This is a genomic window from Albibacterium sp. (assembly GCF_035514885.1).
Classification (GTDB): domain Bacteria; phylum Bacteroidota; class Bacteroidia; order Sphingobacteriales; family Sphingobacteriaceae; genus Albibacterium.
Genome location: NZ_DATJCH010000022.1, coordinates 17,320 through 37,893 on the forward strand (window position 1 = coordinate 17,320; position 20,574 = coordinate 37,893).

Below are 20,574 nucleotides of genomic sequence, written 5' to 3' on the forward strand. Positions count from 1 at the left end.
AACAATAATCAAAAAAATTTACCCAACAACTTTGAATTACAAAGTTCTTTTAAAAGCATTAAAATGGAAAATCAAAACAGCACAGACTCAATAAAGGATAACATCCTCGCTCATGAAATCAATGAAGTTAACATTGCTACAAAAAGAGAGTTAATATTTATAATAATTGCTTCTCTCCTGGCCGGACTTATCGCAAAGCTGCCAGCATTTTTATCCATCAACGAAGATTTTTTCTTTCCCAGAAACATTGGTTTCATAGTTCTTCCACTCATAACCCTTTACTTTGCCTGGAAAAATAAATTATCAGCAAATAAAATCGCTTTTCTTAGTTGCGTTACGCTCGCAAGTGTATTATTTATTAACTCGCTTCCAGATGTCAAGGAGAGCGATACCTTAATTTTATCCTGCATTCATTTACCACTATTCTTATGGTCAATGCTCGGTTTCACATTCGTTGGTGAGAACAGGAATAACGAAGAAAAGCGCCTCAGCTTTTTAAAATACAATGGAGATTTAGTTGTTATGACTGCTCTCATCCTCATAGCTGGTGCAATCATGACGGGCATTACCATTAACCTTTTCTTATTAATTGGTTATAATATTGAAGATTTTTACTTCAACTATATTGGCATATTCGGACTTTCGGCTGCACCAATTATAGGGACCTACCTTACCCAAACTAATCCAGAATTAGTAGGTAAAGTGTCTCCAGTTATTGCTAAAATATTCAGTCCCTTAGTAACTATCATGTTGGTTGTTTATCTTATAGCAATAGTTTATTCTGGTAAAGACCCTTATAATGACCGCGAGTCTTTACTGATTTTTAATGGCCTCTTAATCGGTGTGATCGCTCTTATTTTTTTTTCTATCGCTGAAACATCCAATACAACGAAAAGCTATATGGAAATCATGATTCTCTTTCTACTATCTATTGTAACCATAGTAGTAAATGGTGTAGCACTTTCTGCCATTTTATTTCGTATCTCAGAATGGGGATTCACGCCAAATAGAACTGCAGTTCTGGGTAGTAATGTTTTATTTTTAATAAATTTACTATTAATAACCATACGGCTTTTAAGAGTACTTTCAAAAAAAGATGATTTGGCTAAAGTTGGAAAAACCATTGCCCTCTATCTACCAATTTATATCATATGGTCAATAATAGTGACATTTCTTTTCCCATTAATATTCGGATTTAAATAAAAGAATAGGTAGGCTAAATTTCCTCATCGTCCATGTCTCGAACGCTCGGATCTTTTTCATCTTCCATCGCTGACCCGCCAGTACTCTCTTCAATATCTAAATCGCTATAATCTATCTCCTTATTCTCTTGCTCGTCTTGTGTAGCAGGAGAATTCTTTTTTGGTGTTCTATTTAAATCATCAGTATTAGGTCGATTTTCTTGATTTTCCATGATCATATAATTAATTTATTAAATAACATAGAGCCATAGCTTTTGTTTTTTACATGGCAAGACATTAAACGATCCGCTTTCTATCAATCGCTTTAACCCATTCAGTATTCTTACAATACTCACAAGTCGTTATATCAGCGTGTTGGAGCATTTGAGTGTATCCGCATCGTGCACATGCGTATAACCCTTTCTGCTCTATTTTCTGGCTTTTTTTATTATAATCATCTGGCAAAACGGGTAATCCAGCCTTTACTTCATCATCAGCTTGATAAAATATACTTAACTTACCTGTATCTTCTAATATCACATAACGAAGTTGTCCGAGATGTTCTATACTCTGACTTCTAAGTTCTCCAAAAAACTCATCGGCTCCCATTTCGCTACCACCAATTTCATTCACACACATCCTTCCATCTCTTAAAAGATATAAAGGTTCACCTTCCAACAGTTTTTCAATTTTTTCACTCTTTGCAATAAAAAATATTATTAATCGATAAGCTATAAGGACAACCACGAATACAGCAAGCGCATGAAAAAGACCCACATCTTCATAAAACATTGAATCGCCTGCTGCAGAACCCAATGTAATAATCATTACCATTTCAAAAATCGAAAGTTGCTGAACTCCTCTCTTCCCAGTTAAGCGCAAAATAAGAACAACAGCCAAAAACATAAGAGGTGTCCTTATCAATATTTCAATGAAAAAACTATAAGGATGATCACTAAAAAATATTCTATGCCAGTCCATTTCCATACATGCAGCTATTGTTTTCTACTTAGAGTCTAAACCTTAAAGATATACTTTGATAAGCGGAAAATCAATCCTAAAGGGAGAAATTTGTATGTTTGTAGGTATTTTAACAAATTTTGATGTTTATTTATGACCAAGCTATTAATCACTAAATTATCTTTTTTATTTCTATTATTAATTGGATCAAACCTTGCTTTCGGACAAAACTTTACCATTCAGGGTAAGGTAGTTAATGAAAACAATATTGGTTTGGCCAATGTCACCATACAGATTCTTAATTCAAACCATAGCGGCCAAACCAATGAAAATGGATATTTTTCATTCAATAACATAGCTGAAGGCACGCATACAATCCGTTTTACTTCATTAGGATATGCTTCAGAGAACCGGACAATTTTAATCGACAAAAACATTAGCCTGAATGTAGAATTAACTCAAGTGAGTAATCGTTTAGACGAAGCAGTGGTAACGGCCTATAAACAAGAGAATGATCCGCAGGAACTGCCTTTAAGTTTGTCGGTATTTATTGAGAAAGATATTGAAGATCATCATATCTGGAATATCAAAGATATTACTGCTATGGTGCCAAACTTAAATAGCTCCAACCCAGGCGACAGTCGGAATGTTACCTCCATTCGTGGGATTACAACAACTTCATACAACCAGGCTATTACAACTTATGTAGATGGAGTAAGTCAATTTAATTTGGATACCTATATACCCTATTTGCAAGATGTAGAACGAATAGAAGTATTGAGAGGACCTCAAGGAACCTTATATGGACGAAATGCAATGGGAGGTGTGATCAATATCATCACTAAAAAACCTACAAATGAACAGTCGGTTTCTACTGAAATAAATTTAGGAAATCACGGACAGCAACGTTATTTATTAGGGTTGCGAACACCTTTGGTAAAAGACAAGTTGTTTTTTGGTGCGTCGGGTTTATTCAATAAACTTGATGGATTTTATACCAATGACTTCAATGAGTCTGATTACGATAAGCAACATACAACCTTTGGCAACTTTTTTCTGAAGTATTTACCAAATGAACATTGGACAATGACCTTAAACTACAAACAGGTAGCGAATAGGAACAATGGAGCTTATCCGCTGGTTTTCGGAAAGGAAGATGCATTAGACAATCCTTTTCACTTGAGTCAGAATGCTTTAACTGAAATGATCGACAATACACGCAATGCTTCGCTTTCACTTAATCATTATGGAAATAATATTAATTTCAGCTCACAAACCGCATATCAATCTAACCAACGTTATTATAAGGAACCAATCGATAGCGATTTTTCTCCGTATGATGCCTTGACGCTTATCAACAACTACGGAAAAGACTGGAATAATGTGAAAGTTTTCACGCAAGAACTTAAACTATCATCAGCTACTAACTCATTGGCTCCGCTAAGCTGGACAGGAGGTGCTTATTTATTTCATCAAGACAAGCCAGAGAAGCAAGGAATCCGTTCGGGAAATGACTCAGCACCTGAAGACGCAGGTACGACTTCAATCCTTAAAAATACAACTTTAAGTAATGGAGTCGCATTATTCGGGCAAGTAGGATATAAAATACTAAGCGACTTACAAGTTATAGCAGGAATCCGCTATGATTATGAGCATGTAAAACACAATGGAAGTGAAGAATTTGAGCTTGCAAATTCCGACATTCAAACCATTCAACCAAATGTATCAGGCTCTGCAAGTTTTCATGCATTTACACCTAATGTGAGCTTACGATACGATTTAGGGGAAGAAAGTAATATTTATGGTAGTTATAGCAGAGGTTTTAGAGCAGGTGGCCTATCTCCTATAGCATCAACTACTGATAACCAACCTGCATTACGAGCCTTCGACCCTGAATACAGTAATAACTTCGAAATCGGAAGCAAAAATGTATTCCTAGATCACAAGTTGCAAGTTAATATAGCAGCTTTCTATACCCGGATATACGATGCACAAGTTCCAACATTAATCCTTCCAGACGCAGTTACCTTAACTCAAAACACCGGAAAAATGAATAGCAAGGGCGTAGAATTAGAGGTAAATGCTAAAGCATTATCTAACTTGGATATCTTTGCCAATCTAGCTTACACACACGCTCGTTATACCGATCTCAATATCGGGCAAGAAGAAGGAAATGTACAACTAAAAGGAAATCGTCCTATTTATACACCTGACTGGACATCCATGTTAGGTGCTAAATACACCTATTCATTCGGGAAGGCGAAATCTCAAAGTATTATTGTAAACGCTTACGGGCAGTTCTTAGGACGTCAATATTTTGATTTAAACAATGCCATTGACCAAAAAGCTTATAGCTTGTTAAATGCGAATGTGGGCTATGAAAACCAAGGATACTCAATTACAGTTTGGGGACAAAATTTGGCAAATACTACTTACCTTGATTATGCCTATGATTTTGGAGCCGTCCATTTAGGCAATCCGGTAACTTATGGTGTTACCTTAAGAAAAACATTTAGAATCAAATAAGATAAAATCATTAACTTCATAAGATGTATAACCTTAAAATAATTACTTCTACTGTTCGTCCGGGTCGTAAAGGACCAATTGTAGCCGCTTGGATTACTGAATTAGCAAAGCAAAATGGAAGCTTCAATGTAGAACTATTAGATCTTGCGGAGATCAATCTGCCAATGATGAATGAACCCAATCATCCGGTATTAAAAAAATACGAGCATGAACATACTAAATGGTGGAGTGCTAAAATAGATGAAGCCGATGCATTTATCTTTGTGACGGCAGAATATGATTATAATTACCCGGCTCCATTAAGGAATGCGCTGGAATATCTTTCTCAAGAATGGGGCTACAAGCCAGCCGGCATTGTAAGCTATGGAGGTATTTCAGGAGGAACAAGAGCGACAAACAGTTTGAAGGCAGATCTTTCTACTTTTAAAATTGTTCCTTTAACGGAAGCTGTAAACTTTCCGTTTTTCCAACAAAATATAAACGATCAGAATGAATTTGAAGCGAATGAAGTTTCACACAAAGCCGCTGATAATATGTTAAAGCAATTGGTTCGATGGACAAAGGGCCTGAAATTAATTAAGGAAGACAAAGAATAAGGAACTAAAGAACTAATTCAGTAAAATTTAAAGACAAATGGAACTAGGCCTAATTACTTTTGCTGATATGCAACCAGAATCTGTTAGTGGAGGAGCAGTAAATGCACATCAACGGATTAAAGATTTACTGGAGGAGATTGAATTGGCAGACCAACTAGGCTTGGATGTATTTGGGATCGGTGAACATCATCGCCCCGATTATGCAGTTTCATCTCCGGCGATTATACTGGCTGCGGCAGCTAGCATTACAAAACGCATCAAACTTGCAAGTGCAGTAACTGTTCTTAGCTCCGATGATCCGGTTCGCGTATTCCAAGACTTTGCGACTGTCGACCTGCTATCAAGTGGACGTGCAGAAATTATTGCTGGTCGAGGTTCTTTTATTGAGTCTTTCCCCCTATTTGGCTATAATCTGAATGATTATGATGAGTTGTTTACAGAAAAATTAGATCTGTTATTAAAGATCAATAAGAATGAGGTGCTTTCCTGGAAAGGTAAACACCGACCATCCTTTGAAAATAAAGGAGTATATCCACGTCCTTATCAACAATCATTACCCATTTGGTTGGCTGCTGGTGGCACCCCTGCATCTGCTGTAAGGGCAGCTACGCTTGGTTTACCTTTAATATTGGCCATTATTGGTGGCATGCCTGAACAGTTTGTACCTTTTGTAAATCTTTACCGTGAAACTGCTAAAAAAGCCGGTCAAGATATATCAAAACTCCAAATGGGAATCAATAATCACGTGTATATAGGTGAAGATTCTCAGCAAGCAGGAGACGAATTCTATCCTTATTATGCAACAATGATGGATCGAGTTGGTCGCGATCGAGGCTGGCCTCCTCATACACGTCGGCAATTTGATAATTCCAGATCATCAAAAGGTGCTTTAATGGTTGGAAGTGTTCAGCAAGTCATTGATAAAATTCTCTACGAATATGAATTATTTGGCAATACACGCTTCATGGCACAAGCCAGTATCGGCAATTTTCCGCATAAACTGACCATGAAATCAATTGAATTATTTGGAACAAAAGTAGCTCCGGTAATTCGAAGAGAAGTTGGTTAATACAAGGGAGATAAGACTAAAAAATAATAAAAGAAAATAAAAAAATTATTTTCTTTTATTCCTACATTTAAAGTCGAATAACCAAAACCAATTAACCAAAATGAAAAAAAATTTTACGAACAAAAGAGACTTCTTAAAATTAGGAGTCTCCTTGCTGATGGTGTCTATGACTTATATGACATGCAGAACTCCTTATGCTCCGGGAGCTGACAAGTATAGCAAGATGGGACCTGCTTTAAATCTTCCTGAAGGTGCTGACCCTGAAGGACCAGATTGGAAAGGAATTGACTTAGCACCTAAAGCACCAGTACTTCCTTTATCACCTGCTGAGGAAGCAAAAAAATTCGTTCTCCAACCCGGTTACGCTATGGAACCCATCTTGACAGATCCGCAGATTGATCAACCTGCAGCTATCTCTTTTGATGGTAACGGACGAATGTTCGTTCTTGAACTTAGAAGCTACATGCTTGATGCAGATTCAAAAGATGAACTTGAGCCAACCAGCAGAATATCCAGATGGGAAGATAAAAATAACGATGGTGTATACGAAACGGGTACTGTGTTTGTAGACAATCTTGTATTTGCACGTTTTGTATTGCCTTATGGTAAAGATGCTATTCTTACTATGGAATCTAACGCAGACAATGTTTACAAATATACCGATACCGATGGTGACGGCGTGTCTGACAAAAAAGAACTCTTTACTACTAAGTACGGAAGATCGGGAAATGTTGAACATCAACAAGGTTTTATGTATTGGGGTATGGACAACTGGTTGTATAGCACCTACAATGCATTCCGCGTACGTTATGACGGATCAGCTCGTGAAAACACTGGTGCTAATGGCGCACAATGGGGTGTAACACAAGATAATGATGGAAAGATCTGGTTCCAGGGCGGAGCAAGTGGTGTTCCTTCTTACTTCCAGTTTCCGATTCATTATGGAAGATTTAATGTTCAAAATCAATTGGCGGAAGGTTTTACCGTCCCTTGGGGATCTCCTGTTTTAATCTCTGATATGCAAGGTGGTATGGACCAAATCAGAATGCCTGATGGTTCATTAAATAGTGTAACAGGTGGTGCAGGAAACGATGTATTCAGAGGTACTCGTTTACCGGAAGAATTGGTAGGACAATATTTCTATGGAGAACCGGTTGCCCGTATCGTTCGTCAGATCAATCCCGTAGTTACTGAAGGTGTTACTCAACTTCATAACGTCTTCCAGGATCAGAAACAAGAATTTATCCGGTCAACAGATCCTTTATTCCGCCCGGTTGATATGACCACAGCTCCTGATGGTACAATGTACATTACTGATATGTATCATGGTATCATTCAAGAAGGTCAATGGACTCCACCAGGAAGTTACTTACGTGCTAAAATTGAACAATATCAATTGGACAAAGCTGTAAACATGGGACGGATCTGGCGCTTGACCTACAAAGGAATGGACCGCGATAAAACACAGCCAAAAATGTTGGATGAAACAGCCGCTCAATTGGTTACTCACCTAGACAATCCAAATGGATGGTGGAGAGATATGGCGCAGCAATTGATTATCTTAAAAGGTGATAAATCTATTGTTCCAACTTTGGAAACAATGGCTCGCAGCGACAAAAACTTGTTGGCTCGTTTCCATGCAATATGGACATTAGAAGGATTGGGTGCTCTGAAACCTGATCTGCTTCGCGAACTGATGAGAGAATCAAACCCTCGTTTACAGATTCATGCAATCCGTGCCAGTGAGTCCTTATACAAAAATGGTGATCATTCATTCGAAAATGAATATAAAGCTTTCGCTAAAAATTCAAATACAGATCTTGCTCTTCAAGCAATCATGACTTTGAATACACTTGAAGTGCCAGATGCAGAAGTAGCTATCAAAGCAGTAGTTGATGCTAATAAAGCAACAGGAATTCAATTAATTGGTGATCAAATATTGAACCCACCAGCTAGTCGTAATGCTAATGCAATGGCAGCATTTACGGCTTCTGAACAAGAATCAATGAAACGTGGAGCTGTTATCTTTAACGAATTATGCTCTGAATGTCACGGCGATAACGGTAAGGGAACTATTGTTAGTCCGGGAGTTTTGATGGCACCATCATTTGTTGGAAACCCTCGTATACAGGGAAATCATGATTATGCACTTAAAGTAATTTTAAAAGGATTGACCGGTTCTATTGAAGGAAAACATTATGCAGGAAGTGTTATGGTGCCAATGGCAGAAAACTCTGACGAATGGATTGCTGATATCATTTCTTATATCCGTAATAATTTTGACAATAACAGTTCTTTTATCACAAAAGAAGATGTTGCCGAAATGAGAACAAAGGTAGCTTCTCAACCAGCACTTTATAACTACGATGAACTGATTACAACCATACCAACTGTATTGTTGCCTGCTTCAAACTGGAATATTACTGCAAGCCATGCACAGCCCACTGTAATAGGTGGTAAGGCAACCCCAAGTTCTGCTTTCAATTTTGAAGGATGGACAACCGGTGTTAAACAAGCGCCAAACATGTGGTTTCAAGTAGAAATGCCAACAGAAACAACGTTAACAGGCATAGACTTTGAATCTCCGGCAACAAGAATCCGCGGAACTGCACCAGCGATGGGCGCTGCAGGAGCGGCTCCTGCTCAACCTACATTCACAACTCTTGAAACCTCTCCTCATAAATACATTGTACAGGTATCTACTGATGGAAAAACATGGTCTCAAGTAGCTGCAGGAGAAGGAAAGAGAAAAACATCTATATCCTTTAATCCGGTTAAAGCAAAGTTTGTAAAAATAACTCAAACCGGAACTTCAGATGATGATGGTCCTTGGAAGATGTTGGGTATGAAGTTCTATCAGGCTGGGAAGACTGAATTAGCTTCTAAATAGTAATTAACAAAATATGCTATTAAACACGGAGTCCGGCTCAATTATGAGCCGGACTCCGTGTTTAATAGCTGTAAAATTTATATAGGATACTTAAGCTTCGCAACTTACACAGGTAACCATATTGGCAATAAACTCTTTCGATACGCTCTGGCTTCTTTGATAATAAAGTGTCTTAACACCCAGCTTCCATGCTTCAATCATCAGCATGTTTACATCCTTGATAGGAAGATTGGAAGGGATATTCAGGTTTAAACTTTGAGCTTGGTCGATGTACTTTTGACGGATAGATGCTTGTTGTATAATCTCGAGCTGGCTTATTTCCTTAAATGTTTTGAATACAGCTTTTTCTTCTGCAGACAGCTCTGGTAAATGTTGTACACTGCCATGATTAAGCATAATACTACGCCAGATATCTTCATTGTCCAGACCTTTTTCAATCAAAAGTTGCTTTAGGTATTTATTCTTACGCATAAAGTTTCCTTTAGATAAGCCTGCTTTGTAATAATTACTGCTAAATGGTTCAATACCAGGTGAGGTTTGACCAAGGATTGCAGAAGAAGAAGTAGTAGGCGCAATTGCCATTAAAGTTGTATTTCTTCTTCCATAATTTTTTAAAATCTCTGGTTCTCCATAAATACTTGCCAATTCAACACTCGCTTTGTCTGCTTTCTCACTAATATCTTTAAAGATGATGGTGGTCAGAGTTTTAGCCTCCATACCTTCAAAGGGGATCTTATTCTTTTGCAAATAAGAATGCCAACCCATAACACCTAAGCCCAAAGCACGGTGTCTTTTTGCAAATCGATTAGCAGAAGCCAGATAATAGTTATCTTCAGTTTTAGCAATGAATTCCTGAAGTACTGCATCTAGAAAATAGATGGCAAGCTTTACAGCTCCGGTGTCCTTCCACTCGTCGTAAAGTTCTAAATTCATCGACGAAAGACAGCATATAAATGACTCATCGAAACTGGAAGGTAAGGCTATTTCAGAGCAGAGATTACTTGAATGAATCTTTAGGTTTTTATCTTTATAGACCTGGGGCTTGTTCCGATTAATATTGTCTGTGAAAAAGATGTAGGGCAAACCCTTTTGCTGACGGCTTTCTAATACCTTGGCCCATACGACTCTTTTTTCAGTATCACCGTCAATCATTTCCTGCATCCAATAATCAGAGACACAGACACCATTAAATAGGTTTTGTATCGGGTTTCCTATATTTTTGATCTCTAAGAATTCTTTAATATCCGGATGATCGATATCAAGATATGCAGCAAATGCACCCCGACGAACTCCTCCTTGAGATATTGTATCCATCGCAGTATCAAATAGTTTCATGAAGCTTACCGCACCGCTACTCTTTCCATTATCCGTTACTGCACTCCCCCGCTCTCTTAAATGGCCAAAATAACCCGAGGTACCTCCCCCTATTTTAGTTTGCATAATTACTTCTCCTAGTTTATGAGTGATGCCCTCAATATGATCAGGAACATACACATTAAAACAGGATATTGGCAAACCTCTTTCTGTTCCCATATTTGCCCAGATGGGAGAGCTTAAACTCATCCATCCTTTTTCTATCATTTCGATAAAAGCTTCAGCTAATTCTGGTTTATACAAACGCTTTGCAGCAGCCGTGGCTATTCTTTCAATAGCAGTTTTTGTTGTTTCTCCTTTCAACAAATATCCTCTATTGAGCACTTGTTGACTTTCTTCATTCAACCACCAAAGTCTTTCCATTGTATCTTAATTATTTAAGAGTTAAAACAAATCATTCGCTGTAATACTTTTATCATGTTTGGTATAGTCTACCGGTCGCTTTGCAAAAAAATCGTCCATACTATTTGCAAAAACCTCTTCCTCAAACCATACCATGGGATGATAATCACTCTCAGAAACGTTAAATATTTTTTGCATTCCGATTTTAAACAAGCTATCATCTACCCTATATTTCATAAAATTGAGGAGGTTTTTTTTGCTGACAATATCGATTTCACCTTGTTCAAAAATCCAGTCAAGTATTTCCGATTCTACCTGAATAGAATGAAGAACGATCTCTGAAATTCTTTTTTTAGTAGTTTCATCAAAGAACTCAGGAAACTCTTCTTTTATCTTATTTACAATATACATTCCGGCATTTGCATGAACCTGCTCATCGACAGAGGTCCAAGCGATGATATTACTGATGTTTTTCATCACTCCTTTAAACCGAGTAAACGAAAGTATGATAGCGAATTGGCTAAAAAGGGAAACATTTTCTATCAGCATGGCAAATAGAACCAGCGAGAAAAGATATTCTTTCTCATTTTCTGATTTACTATAAACTAAAGCATCTGAGAGATAAGCGATTCGTTTTTCTATAACAGGCACATTAATTAACTGCGAAAATTCATTGTTGTAACCCAATACATCTAATAGTCGGGAATATGCTTCAGAATGACGGAACTCACACTCAGCAAAAGTACTTCCTAAACCATTAAATTCTGGTTTTGGTATGTGTGTATATAGGTTACCCCAGAAAGATTTTACTGAGACCTCAATCTGCGCAATTGCAAGCAAACTTCTTTTAATAACTTCCTTTTCATTAGCACTCAAATGAGAATGGAAATCTTGTACATCTGCTGTAAAATCTACTTCTGAATGAACCCAGTAAGATTTATTAATTGCCTCTGTAAAACTTAAAATTTCAGGATATTCAAAGGGCTTGTAGTTTATCCTTTTGTCGAAAATGCTCATATTAATAACTTTTTAATTTTTTAAAAACTAAAAGCTAAAAAAGTAATATGTACAAACGGATTAGCGAAAAACAGGGAATTAATACCCTTGGATTCATTCGGACATTTACTTTTCTTGCGAAAGCAAAGTCAAGCGGATAAGGAAGGTAGTCTGGCTTGAGAGTTAATCTCTATTTACAGTTGCGCAACAGCTCGTGAATTTCACACGATTCCCCTTTTTTTATTACTTGGTGCAATACCTTATTGCTATGATTTTACATGACAAAACTATTGTTTTAAAAATCGAATGCAATATTTACCTAAGAAGTATTTATCAACAATTGCAAACTTATTAACGTATGCTACTGGGAAAGCTTGTGCATCACTATGTATTGTGTTGAAAAATAGGTTAATAATCGTTCAATAGATTCTTAAATAACTTTAAAATCTGTTTTGCATAGCTCTCTTGTATGCTAAAAGAATCATTATTTTTTGCTTCTACAAAACCTTTTAAAATAATCTCCTGATCTTTTGCTACTGCGTAATAAGCATAGGGGTTTTTGAACTCGTGATTAGGAATGGGTTGAGTAAAACCAGTAATAGCGATGGCATAATTACTTAAAAAAAGCTTATTTGAACCTAAAGCCATTTGACAGGCTACTGAAAAATTAACAAACTCATTCTCTTCTCCATAAATTGGCTCGACATCAAGTATCCTTGTTTTTTGTCCTCCTTGATAAACCGTAATGCCACCTTGAAAAAACAAGGTAGCACCTTCTGCTAAAGAAAAGGCAGTTTGTAAACAGCCGGATGTCACACTTTCAGCAACAGATAAAGTCGACCTAGATTTAATCAAAAAAGAGGCAATCTGTTGCAAATCATCTTTATCATAAAGAGATTTCTCCGCACTTTTCTTATCCATTAACTACTTCTCCTCCATTTGGATGAATAATCTGACCGGTCATGTAACTAGCATCGTCAGATGCTAAAAACACATAAGAAGGGGCAACTTCATTGGGTTGACCAGGACGGCCCATTGGGACATCTTTGCCAAATTCAGCAACTTTCTTTTTACTGAAACTCGCTGGAATTAAAGGCGTCCATATGGGTCCCGGGGCTACTCCATTTACTCGTATATTTTTCTTTGCAAGATTATTAGCAAGCGAACGTGTAAATCCTACAATCGCCCCTTTAGTAGATGCATAATCAATTAAATGTTCACTACCACGATAAGCTGTAACAGAAGTAGTATTAATAATTGACGCTCCTTCTTTCAAATAAGGTAAAGCTGCTCTTGTTAAATAGAAATATGCAAAAATATTAGTTTGAAATGTCTTTTGAAGTTGCTCGTTGCTGATATCTAATAGAGATTTTTGAGGATATTGAACAGCTGCATTATTAACAAGAATATCTAATTTCCCAAATGAATCAATCGTTTTTGCTACAATTGCATCACAGTGTTTATCATCTCTTACATCTCCTGCAATTAATAAACAATTGCCACCTGCCTCTTTTATTAACTTTTCTGTTTCTTTCGCATCCTTCTCTTCATCTAAATATGTAATACAAACCTGTGCTCCCTCTCTTACAAAAGCTAGTGCAACTGCTCTTCCGATCCCACTATCCCCACCAGAGATAATAGCTACTTTGCTTTCCAATTTCTTCGCCTGTGCATTATCTGCTTTAGATTCAGGTTGAGGATCCATTTTAAACTGATCGCCCGGTTGCTTATCTTGCTTTTGAGCCTTCGGTGCTTTATCTTTCGTTTCTTTCATAAATAGGGTTGTTTATTCAATAAAATAACACATCGCCGGATTGCTTGTTTTAATAATATTTATAAATTTATCTCACTTTGTGGGTCTATTTAGTATCAACTATGAAGCTGCTTTGGTAGATAGGATATCTTATAAAAAGTAAAAAAATATGTAAGTTTGCATCTAACAACATTATTAAGAAATCTTTATACGTTAATATCAAAGCATGAATTACGACATTATTGTTATAGGAAGCGGCCCTGGAGGCTATGTTGCTGCAATCAGAGCTTCTCAATTAGGCTTCAAAACAGCTATTATAGAACGTGAATCACTTGGTGGAATATGTCTCAACTGGGGTTGTATCCCTACAAAAGCATTATTAAAAAGTGCTCAGGTGTTTGAATATCTTAACCATGCTGAAGACTATGGAATTAAAGTAAATGGTGGAGAAGCGGATTTTCCGGCTATTGTGAAAAGAAGCCGCGGAGTGGCAGATGGGATGAGCAAGGGTATTCAATTCTTAATGAAAAAAAATAAGATTGACGTTATTTTAGGAACAGCTAGTATCAAAAAAGGCGGTAAAATTACCGTTAAAGATGCCGATGGCTCTACTAAAGAATATTCAGCTAAACACACTATTTTAGCTACTGGTGCTCGTTCTCGTGAACTTCCGAATTTGAAACAAGATGGTAAAAACATCATTGGTTACCGTCAGGCTATGAGCCTTGAGAAACAACCTGAATCTATAGTAGTTGTAGGTTCTGGTGCTATTGGTGTTGAGTTCGCTTATTTCTATAATGCCATTGGAACTAAGGTTACCATTGTTGAATTCTTAGATAGAATTGTTCCTGTTGAAGACGAAGAAGTTTCAAAACAACTGGAAAGAAGTTTAAAGAAAGCAGGAATAACTGTATTAACCAGCTCAGAAGTTACAGCTGTAACGAATTCAGGTTCGGTTAATAAAGTTTCTATTAAAAGTGCAAAAGGAACACAAGATTTAGAAGCTAGTATCGTACTTTCTGCTGTTGGAATCACTCCGAATATTGAAAACATAGGCCTTGAGGAAGTAGGTGTTAAAACTGAAAGAGGACATGTTGTTGTTGATGATTTTTACAAAACAAACATTGAAGGTGTATATGCTATCGGTGATATCGTAAAAGGACAAGCTTTAGCCCATGTTGCATCTGCTGAAGGAATTACCTGTGTAGAAAAGATTGCGGGCATGGATGTACAAGCGATTGACTATGGTAATATACCTGGTTGTACCTACTGTACACCAGAGATTGCTTCGGTAGGTTTAACTGAAAAAGCTGCTAAAGAAGCTGGTTACGAATTAAAAATCGGTAAGTTTCCATTCTCAGCTTCAGGTAAAGCGAGTGCTGCTGGTGCCAAAGATGGTTTTATAAAGATGATATACGATGCCAAATATGGTGAGCTTTTAGGAGCACACATGATTGGAGCCAATGTTACAGAAATGATAGCAGAAATAGTAGTTGCCCGTAAATTAGAAACTACCGGACATGAAATATTAAAAGCTATCCACCCTCACCCAACAATGAGTGAAGCTATCATGGAAGCAACAGCTGATGCTTATGGTGAAGTGATTCACTTATAGAATGCATTAGTAACACATAATTCTTATCATAAAAAAAGCAGGTTGGATTTAACGTCTAACCTGCTTTTTTTATGATCTATTTATACCCTACATCTCCTTCTCTACTCCCAATCCAAATAAAGCAAAATCATATTTGACAGGATCTTTATAATCTAATTGTCGTAGATTTTGAGTGAGTTCAATAGCTGTTAGCCAATCAGTTTGTTTTCGTGATATCAAACCTAACTTTCGTGCAACACGATCTACGTGCACATCACAGGGGCATATTAATGATGCAGGAGATAGCTTGGTCCATATTCCAAAATCAACACCTTTATTATCCTTTCTAACCATCCATCGCAAAAACATATTCAAGCGTTTACATGTTGATTTTTGCTGAGGAGAACTTACATGTTTACGAGTTCTCAAAGGATAATCATCCAGACTAAAAAAATAGGATCGGAAGTGATTCAATGCATCTTCAATTACGACAGGTCCCCTCCGCAAATTCTGCAAAAGGCAAGCTGAGGAACTTAACTCTATACTCTCTTCTGTTTGGAAATCTAAATATTCTTCTCTAAACTCCGACTGCTTCACCTTGGGTATAAAGGCCTCTTCAAGGGAAGAATAATGGCTATAATGATGCTTAAAGAAGCTTACAAAATAGAGCAGATCCGTATCATTAAAAGTTCGATGTTTAAATCCCAACAAGGACTTTAAATCTTCTTCCTGATGATTGATAATATAATCGTATGGACTTCCATCCATACGCTCTATAAGGTCAGTACATTTATTTAAGATTGTCTTCCGCTGTCCCCATGCCAACATAGCAGCAAAGAAACCAATGATTTCAATATCTTCCTTTTTAGTGAAACGATGGGGTATACTAATAGGATCCGATTCAATAAAATCGGGCCTATTAAACTGGTCTACCTTATCATCCAAAAAAGTCTTTAAATCAAACATCGAAGTTCATTGCAGTTCTCTAAATTTCATCAACTCGTATCCAATCCATTCCTGCAGCTTCGGCTGCTTGAACGCCTGGTACACCATCTTCAAAGACTACACAGGCCTCCGGCTCTACTCCTAGAAGTTCAGCCGCTTTTAAGAAAGGATCAGCATAGGGTTTACCTTTGGGTGTTTCGCCTGCACATACCAAAACTTCAATATAAGGCAGAATGCCTAAAACGGTCAAGGTCTTTTGAACGGTACTTCTGCTACCACCAGATACTACAGCAATACGGACTTTACCAACGTGTGCCAATAAGTGATCTACAACAAAAGGCATGGGTTCTGTTTTTTCAATAAACTCATTTACAAATACGGTTGACTTTTCTTTCCCAAAGACTTTAGGGTCCAAATTTGCAGCATATCTTCTATTGATTTCTTCAGCTACTTTAACAGTTGGCCAGCCTGCCAATTCATCAACAATATCAGGATTCAAATCAATCCCATATTTAGAAGCAGCCTTCACATATGCTGCTTTATGCAAAAACATATTATTAGCTAAAGTTCCATCGCAGTCATATAAAAAGGCTTTGTATTTTCCTTCCGTCTTCTGTGTTAATACGGCTAACTTATCAATTGTATTTTCTATCATGTCTTTATTTTAAAATAACAAATATAGGCATTATTATCGGCATAGTAAGCTCAAATAACCCCATAGATTTTATCTATATCACTTTGTAATTATCTATTAATCAAATATTAATATCATTTATATATCGCGTTAGTTTATATAAATGTGTCTTGTGAATTAACTACCCAATATCCTTGTGCTGATCTAGATTTGGCAAAAATCCAGCAATCAATCCTAGCAATGGCAAGAAGGAGCAGATGTAATATACATAGGAGATACTCGTCAAATCGGCTAATTGTCCCAATAAGGCCGAACCGATGCCCCCCATTCCAAAAGCAAATCCAAAGAATAAACCTGATACCATCCCTATTTTACCTGGTAAAAGTTCTTGTGCATACACCAGAATCGCTGAAAATGCTGATGCAAGGACAAAACCGATAATTATCGAAAGAATGGTTGTCCAAAGTAAATCTGCATAAGGTAGTGCTAAAGCAAAGGGCGCCGCCCCTAATATAGATGCCCATATTACATACTTTCTTCCAATCCGATCTCCGATCGGGCCACCCATCATTGTTCCTGCTGCCACTGCAAACAAGAACATAAACAAATGTATCTGAGATCCTTGTACGGATAAACTAAATTTATCAATGAGGTAGAAGGTAAAGTAACTTGTAATGCTAGCCAAGTAAAAATACTTGGAGAATATTAATAGAAGAAGAATAATAACTGACCAAATGATTGTCTTTCTCGGGTAGGAGGATTTTTCAACTTCTATTTTATGTTTCTTTAAAACATGAGCTCGCAAAGCCTTTGGCTTATACCACCCTCCAATTCTATAAAGTACGATTATTGCAATTAAAGCAGCCAACGAGAAGTAAATTACGTTGAATTGGCCAAAGGGTGCAACAATAAGCGCTGCCAATAAAGGACCGAAAGAGCTACCGGCATTCCCTCCTACTTGAAAGATTGACTGTGCAAGCCCTCTCTTGCCTCCAGAAGCTGCATGAGCCATCCTAGAGGCCTCTGGATGGAAAACAGATGACCCTACCCCTATAAGACCCACAGAAAGAAGTACAACATGAAAACTACCGGCTATAGAAAGGATTACCAGACCTATTAAACTAAAGCCCATGCCAATAGGCAGGGCAAAGGGAAAAGGTCGTTTATCTGTAATAGTACCTACAAGTGGTTGAAGAATAGAAGACGACATCTGGAAAACCAGGGTTATTAAACCCACTTGTGAAAAGGTTAATGAAAAGGAATCTTTTACAAGTGGGTATATAGCAGGTATTAATGATTGAATAGTATCATTAAGCATATGAGAAAAGCTGATTGCAAACAGGATTGGATAGACTGTTTGTGATGCTTTCCTGGGAGATATTGGATCTGATTCCATGACATTATGCAGGATAGTTCAAAAGGTATGTCTTAAATTCTGAGAAACTGGTACCTAACAACTGCTTCTTCTGCTCTCCTTTTCTCAATTCATTGACTGATTCAGGAACTTTTATATTTTCACCAATTCCTTTAGGGAATACATCTGGAAATTTACAAGGATGAGCTGTAGAAAGAGCTACAAGTGCATAATCTCCTTGGTTTTTGGTACGGTAAGCTTGTCCGGCTAACCAGGCTATAGCCGTATGCGGACAAACAATATATTGATTTTTATAATAAACCTCTTCAATAGCAGCAGTTGTTTGTTTATCAGAATAGGTATCTGCCGTTAATTGCTTTTTAATCTTATCTGTATCTTGATCAAATAAATCCATTATCCGATCCCAATTACTTGGGTTTCCTACATCCATGGCGTTTGATAAAGTTGCAATAGCTGCACGAGTTTCATATGCTTGCCCACTTAAAAAGCGCGGAACAACATCATTGGCATTGGTTGCTGCAATAAAATGCTTAACAGGCAAACCCATTTTTGCGGCGAATAACCCAGCTGTTAGGTTACCAAAGTTCCCGCTAGGTACTGAGAAAACAACCTCTTTGATCCCTTTCTTTACTAATTGGCTATAAGCGTAGAAGTAGTAAAACGTCTGTGGAATAAGACGAGAAATGTTAATGGAATTGGCCGATGTTAAGTTAAGCTTTTCATTTAAGTCATCGTCATTAAACGCCTTTTTAACAAGAGCTTGACAATCATCAAAAGTTCCATCAATTTCTAAAGCATGAATATTCGAATCGTTGGTACACAATTGCAGTTCCTGGATAGCACTTACCTTCCCTTTAGGGAAAAGAATGGTCACTCTTGTATTTGGCACACCCGTGAAGCCCAGAGCAACTGCCCCACCTGTATCACCCGATGTTGCAACCAGAACATCCAATGTCTGCTTACTCTTTTCTGAGAAGTATGCCATAACCCGACTCATAAAGCGGGCACCAAAATCTTTAAAAGCTAATGAAGGACCCTGAAATAATTCAAGAATATAAGAACCATCTTTCAAAGCAATAAGGGGAGCATCGAAGTTTACGGTTTCTTCAATAATTCTTTTCAGATCTGCAGCTGGGATATCGTCTCCGATAATATTTTCAGCAACCTTAAATGCAATCTCAGAAAAGCTATATTGATCAATATTTTTTATAAACTCTACGTCAAGAGTTGGTATAGATTCAGGCATGTAAAGCCCTTTGTCTTTGGGCAAACTAGAAAATACAGCTTCACGAAAAGGAACAAATGACTGCTTGCTATTGGTACTATAAAATCGCATAACGAATATATATTAATGTAGAATATTAGATTTCTTTAGGTCCATTACTATTAATGGACGATACGTAAGTATTACACTCAATGTCATGAGCATTCAGATGTTTGCTGATTTTATGGCTGATTTCCTGTGCTAGTTCCCGATTGGTTGTAAAGGAGAATACCGAAGGGCCTGATCCCGAAATACCAAAACTAAGAGCTCCGGCAGACATTGCTATTTTTCGCATTTCATAAAACTCAGGAATAAGAATAGCACGGGTAGGTTCAATTAAAACATCTTCCATACTCCGGCCAATTAAGTCATAATCTTCCATGAAGAGTCCGCTTACCAAACCAGCAATATTTCCCCATTGCTGTACTGCATCTTTCAATAAAACCTTCTTTCTGATCATCTCACGTGCAGCCCTGGTAGGAACATCAACATGTGGAAATATAACAGAACAATACAGATTAGCTGGAACTGGTAAATGTATCACATCCAGTGGTTCATAACTCCTAACTAAAGTAAAACCTCCTAACAAAGAAGGGGCAACATTATCCGCATGCGGATAACCACAAGCTAACTCTTCACCCTTCATAGCCAGAGGTAAAAGTTCTCTTTGAGTTATCGGCTGACCCAATAATTGATTAATAGCATAAAGACCTGCCACAGTACTTGCAGCGCTTGATCCTAAACCGCTACCGATTGGCATATGTTTAAAAAGCTCAATCTCTACACCAATATCATCTCTCCCTATTAGGTTTAGATAATTCTGAACAGAAGCACTTACCGTATTCTTTTCTGCAGCCCAAGGCAAACGTCCATCATCTCCTTGAATATTAACAATCTTTACGCCCGCTTCTTCTGTTCTACGCATGATTACTTCATCACCCGGTTCCTCCAAGGCGAAACCCAGGATATCATAACCGCAAATTACATTTGCAACAGTAGCAGGTGCAAATACACGCACCTCATCTTTCAATTGTTTACCTACCTGCGGCAAAGCCTTACTTTCTACAGATTCCAT

The 20,574-nt window shown here is 37.4% G+C and carries 17 protein-coding genes and 1 riboswitch; of the genes, 6 read left to right on the forward strand and 11 right to left on the reverse strand.

Annotation, left to right across the window (positions count from 1 at the left end):
* Positions 1-63: 63 nt before the first annotated feature.
* Complete coding sequence (locus tag VL047_RS10150; protein WP_325360228.1) at positions 64-1,203, forward strand: hypothetical protein; 1,140 nt, start codon at positions 64-66, stop codon at positions 1,201-1,203.
* 13 nt (positions 1,204-1,216) lie between these two features.
* Here VL047_RS10150 and VL047_RS10155 read toward each other — a convergent pair whose 3' ends face one another.
* Together VL047_RS10155 and VL047_RS10160 are read right to left on the reverse strand one after the other, a co-directional pair.
* Positions 1,217-1,414 carry a hypothetical protein gene (locus VL047_RS10155; protein WP_325360230.1) on the reverse strand — a complete coding sequence of 66 codons (198 nt, stop codon included), beginning with the start codon at positions 1,412-1,414 and terminating at the stop codon, positions 1,217-1,219.
* 64 nt (positions 1,415-1,478) lie between these two features.
* Positions 1,479-2,168, reverse strand: coding sequence for a YetF domain-containing protein (locus VL047_RS10160; protein WP_325360232.1), 690 nt, complete (start codon positions 2,166-2,168; stop codon positions 1,479-1,481).
* A 126-nt stretch (positions 2,169-2,294) separates the two neighbouring features.
* On the opposite strand from VL047_RS10160, the gene VL047_RS10165 reads away from it, so the two are divergent.
* From VL047_RS10165 to VL047_RS10180, 4 genes are all read left to right on the forward strand, one after another.
* Positions 2,295-4,667, forward strand: a complete 2,373-nt coding sequence (locus tag VL047_RS10165) for a TonB-dependent receptor (protein WP_325360234.1) — start codon at positions 2,295-2,297, stop codon at positions 4,665-4,667.
* Between the two features lie 23 nt (positions 4,668-4,690).
* Positions 4,691-5,263: an NAD(P)H-dependent oxidoreductase gene (locus tag VL047_RS10170; protein ID WP_325360236.1), complete on the forward strand. Its 573-nt coding sequence runs from the start codon at positions 4,691-4,693 to the stop codon at positions 5,261-5,263.
* 37 nt (positions 5,264-5,300) lie between these two features.
* A complete protein-coding gene (locus VL047_RS10175; protein ID WP_325360237.1) occupies positions 5,301-6,332 on the forward strand; it encodes an LLM class flavin-dependent oxidoreductase in 1,032 nt (343 codons plus the stop codon).
* Between the two features lie 100 nt (positions 6,333-6,432).
* Entirely contained in the window at positions 6,433-9,222 is a 2,790-nt protein-coding gene (locus VL047_RS10180) for a DUF7133 domain-containing protein (RefSeq protein WP_325360239.1), read from the forward strand.
* Between the two features lie 90 nt (positions 9,223-9,312).
* On the opposite strand, the gene VL047_RS10185 is transcribed toward VL047_RS10180, so the two are convergent.
* From VL047_RS10185 to VL047_RS10200, 4 genes are all read right to left on the reverse strand, one after another.
* On the reverse strand, positions 9,313-10,959 hold the full coding sequence (locus tag VL047_RS10185; RefSeq protein WP_325360240.1) for a ribonucleoside-diphosphate reductase subunit alpha: 1,647 nt from the start codon (positions 10,957-10,959) through the stop codon (positions 9,313-9,315).
* 21 nt (positions 10,960-10,980) lie between these two features.
* Positions 10,981-11,955 (reverse strand): ribonucleotide-diphosphate reductase subunit beta, encoded by a 975-nt coding sequence (locus tag VL047_RS10190; protein ID WP_325360242.1) that lies wholly within the window; start codon positions 11,953-11,955, stop codon positions 10,981-10,983.
* Positions 11,956-12,078: 123 nt separating this feature from the next.
* Positions 12,079-12,211, reverse strand: a riboswitch (cobalamin riboswitch).
* A gap of 131 nt (positions 12,212-12,342) precedes the next feature.
* Positions 12,343-12,855 (reverse strand): CinA family protein, encoded by a 513-nt coding sequence (locus tag VL047_RS10195; RefSeq protein ID WP_325360244.1) that lies wholly within the window; start codon positions 12,853-12,855, stop codon positions 12,343-12,345.
* Positions 12,848-13,708, reverse strand: coding sequence for an SDR family oxidoreductase (locus tag VL047_RS10200; protein WP_325360246.1), 861 nt, complete (start codon positions 13,706-13,708; stop codon positions 12,848-12,850). Before VL047_RS10200 ends, VL047_RS10195 begins: the two co-directional genes overlap by 8 nt.
* A gap of 205 nt (positions 13,709-13,913) precedes the next feature.
* Between VL047_RS10200 and lpdA the strand changes: the two genes are divergently transcribed.
* Complete coding sequence (gene lpdA / locus VL047_RS10205) at positions 13,914-15,302, forward strand: dihydrolipoyl dehydrogenase (protein ID WP_325360248.1); 1,389 nt, start codon at positions 13,914-13,916, stop codon at positions 15,300-15,302.
* 87 nt (positions 15,303-15,389) lie between these two features.
* Here lpdA and VL047_RS10210 read toward each other — a convergent pair whose 3' ends face one another.
* The 5 genes from VL047_RS10210 to VL047_RS10230 form a co-directional block, all read right to left on the reverse strand.
* The gene (locus VL047_RS10210; protein ID WP_325360250.1) at positions 15,390-16,247 is read right to left on the reverse strand and encodes a TIGR02757 family protein; all 858 of its coding nucleotides are present in this window, start codon (positions 16,245-16,247) and stop codon (positions 15,390-15,392) included.
* Positions 16,248-16,266: 19 nt separating this feature from the next.
* Positions 16,267-16,881, reverse strand: coding sequence for an HAD family phosphatase (locus tag VL047_RS10215; protein WP_325360252.1), 615 nt, complete (start codon positions 16,879-16,881; stop codon positions 16,267-16,269).
* 160 nt (positions 16,882-17,041) lie between these two features.
* Positions 17,042-18,256 carry an MFS transporter gene (locus tag VL047_RS10220; protein ID WP_325360254.1) on the reverse strand — a complete coding sequence of 405 codons (1,215 nt, stop codon included), beginning with the start codon at positions 18,254-18,256 and terminating at the stop codon, positions 17,042-17,044.
* A gap of 4 nt (positions 18,257-18,260) precedes the next feature.
* Positions 18,261-19,571 (reverse strand): threonine synthase, encoded by a 1,311-nt coding sequence (thrC, locus tag VL047_RS10225; RefSeq protein ID WP_325360256.1) that lies wholly within the window; start codon positions 19,569-19,571, stop codon positions 18,261-18,263.
* Positions 19,572-19,596: 25 nt separating this feature from the next.
* Positions 19,597-20,574: a homoserine kinase gene (locus tag VL047_RS10230; RefSeq protein WP_325360258.1), complete on the reverse strand. Its 978-nt coding sequence runs from the start codon at positions 20,572-20,574 to the stop codon at positions 19,597-19,599.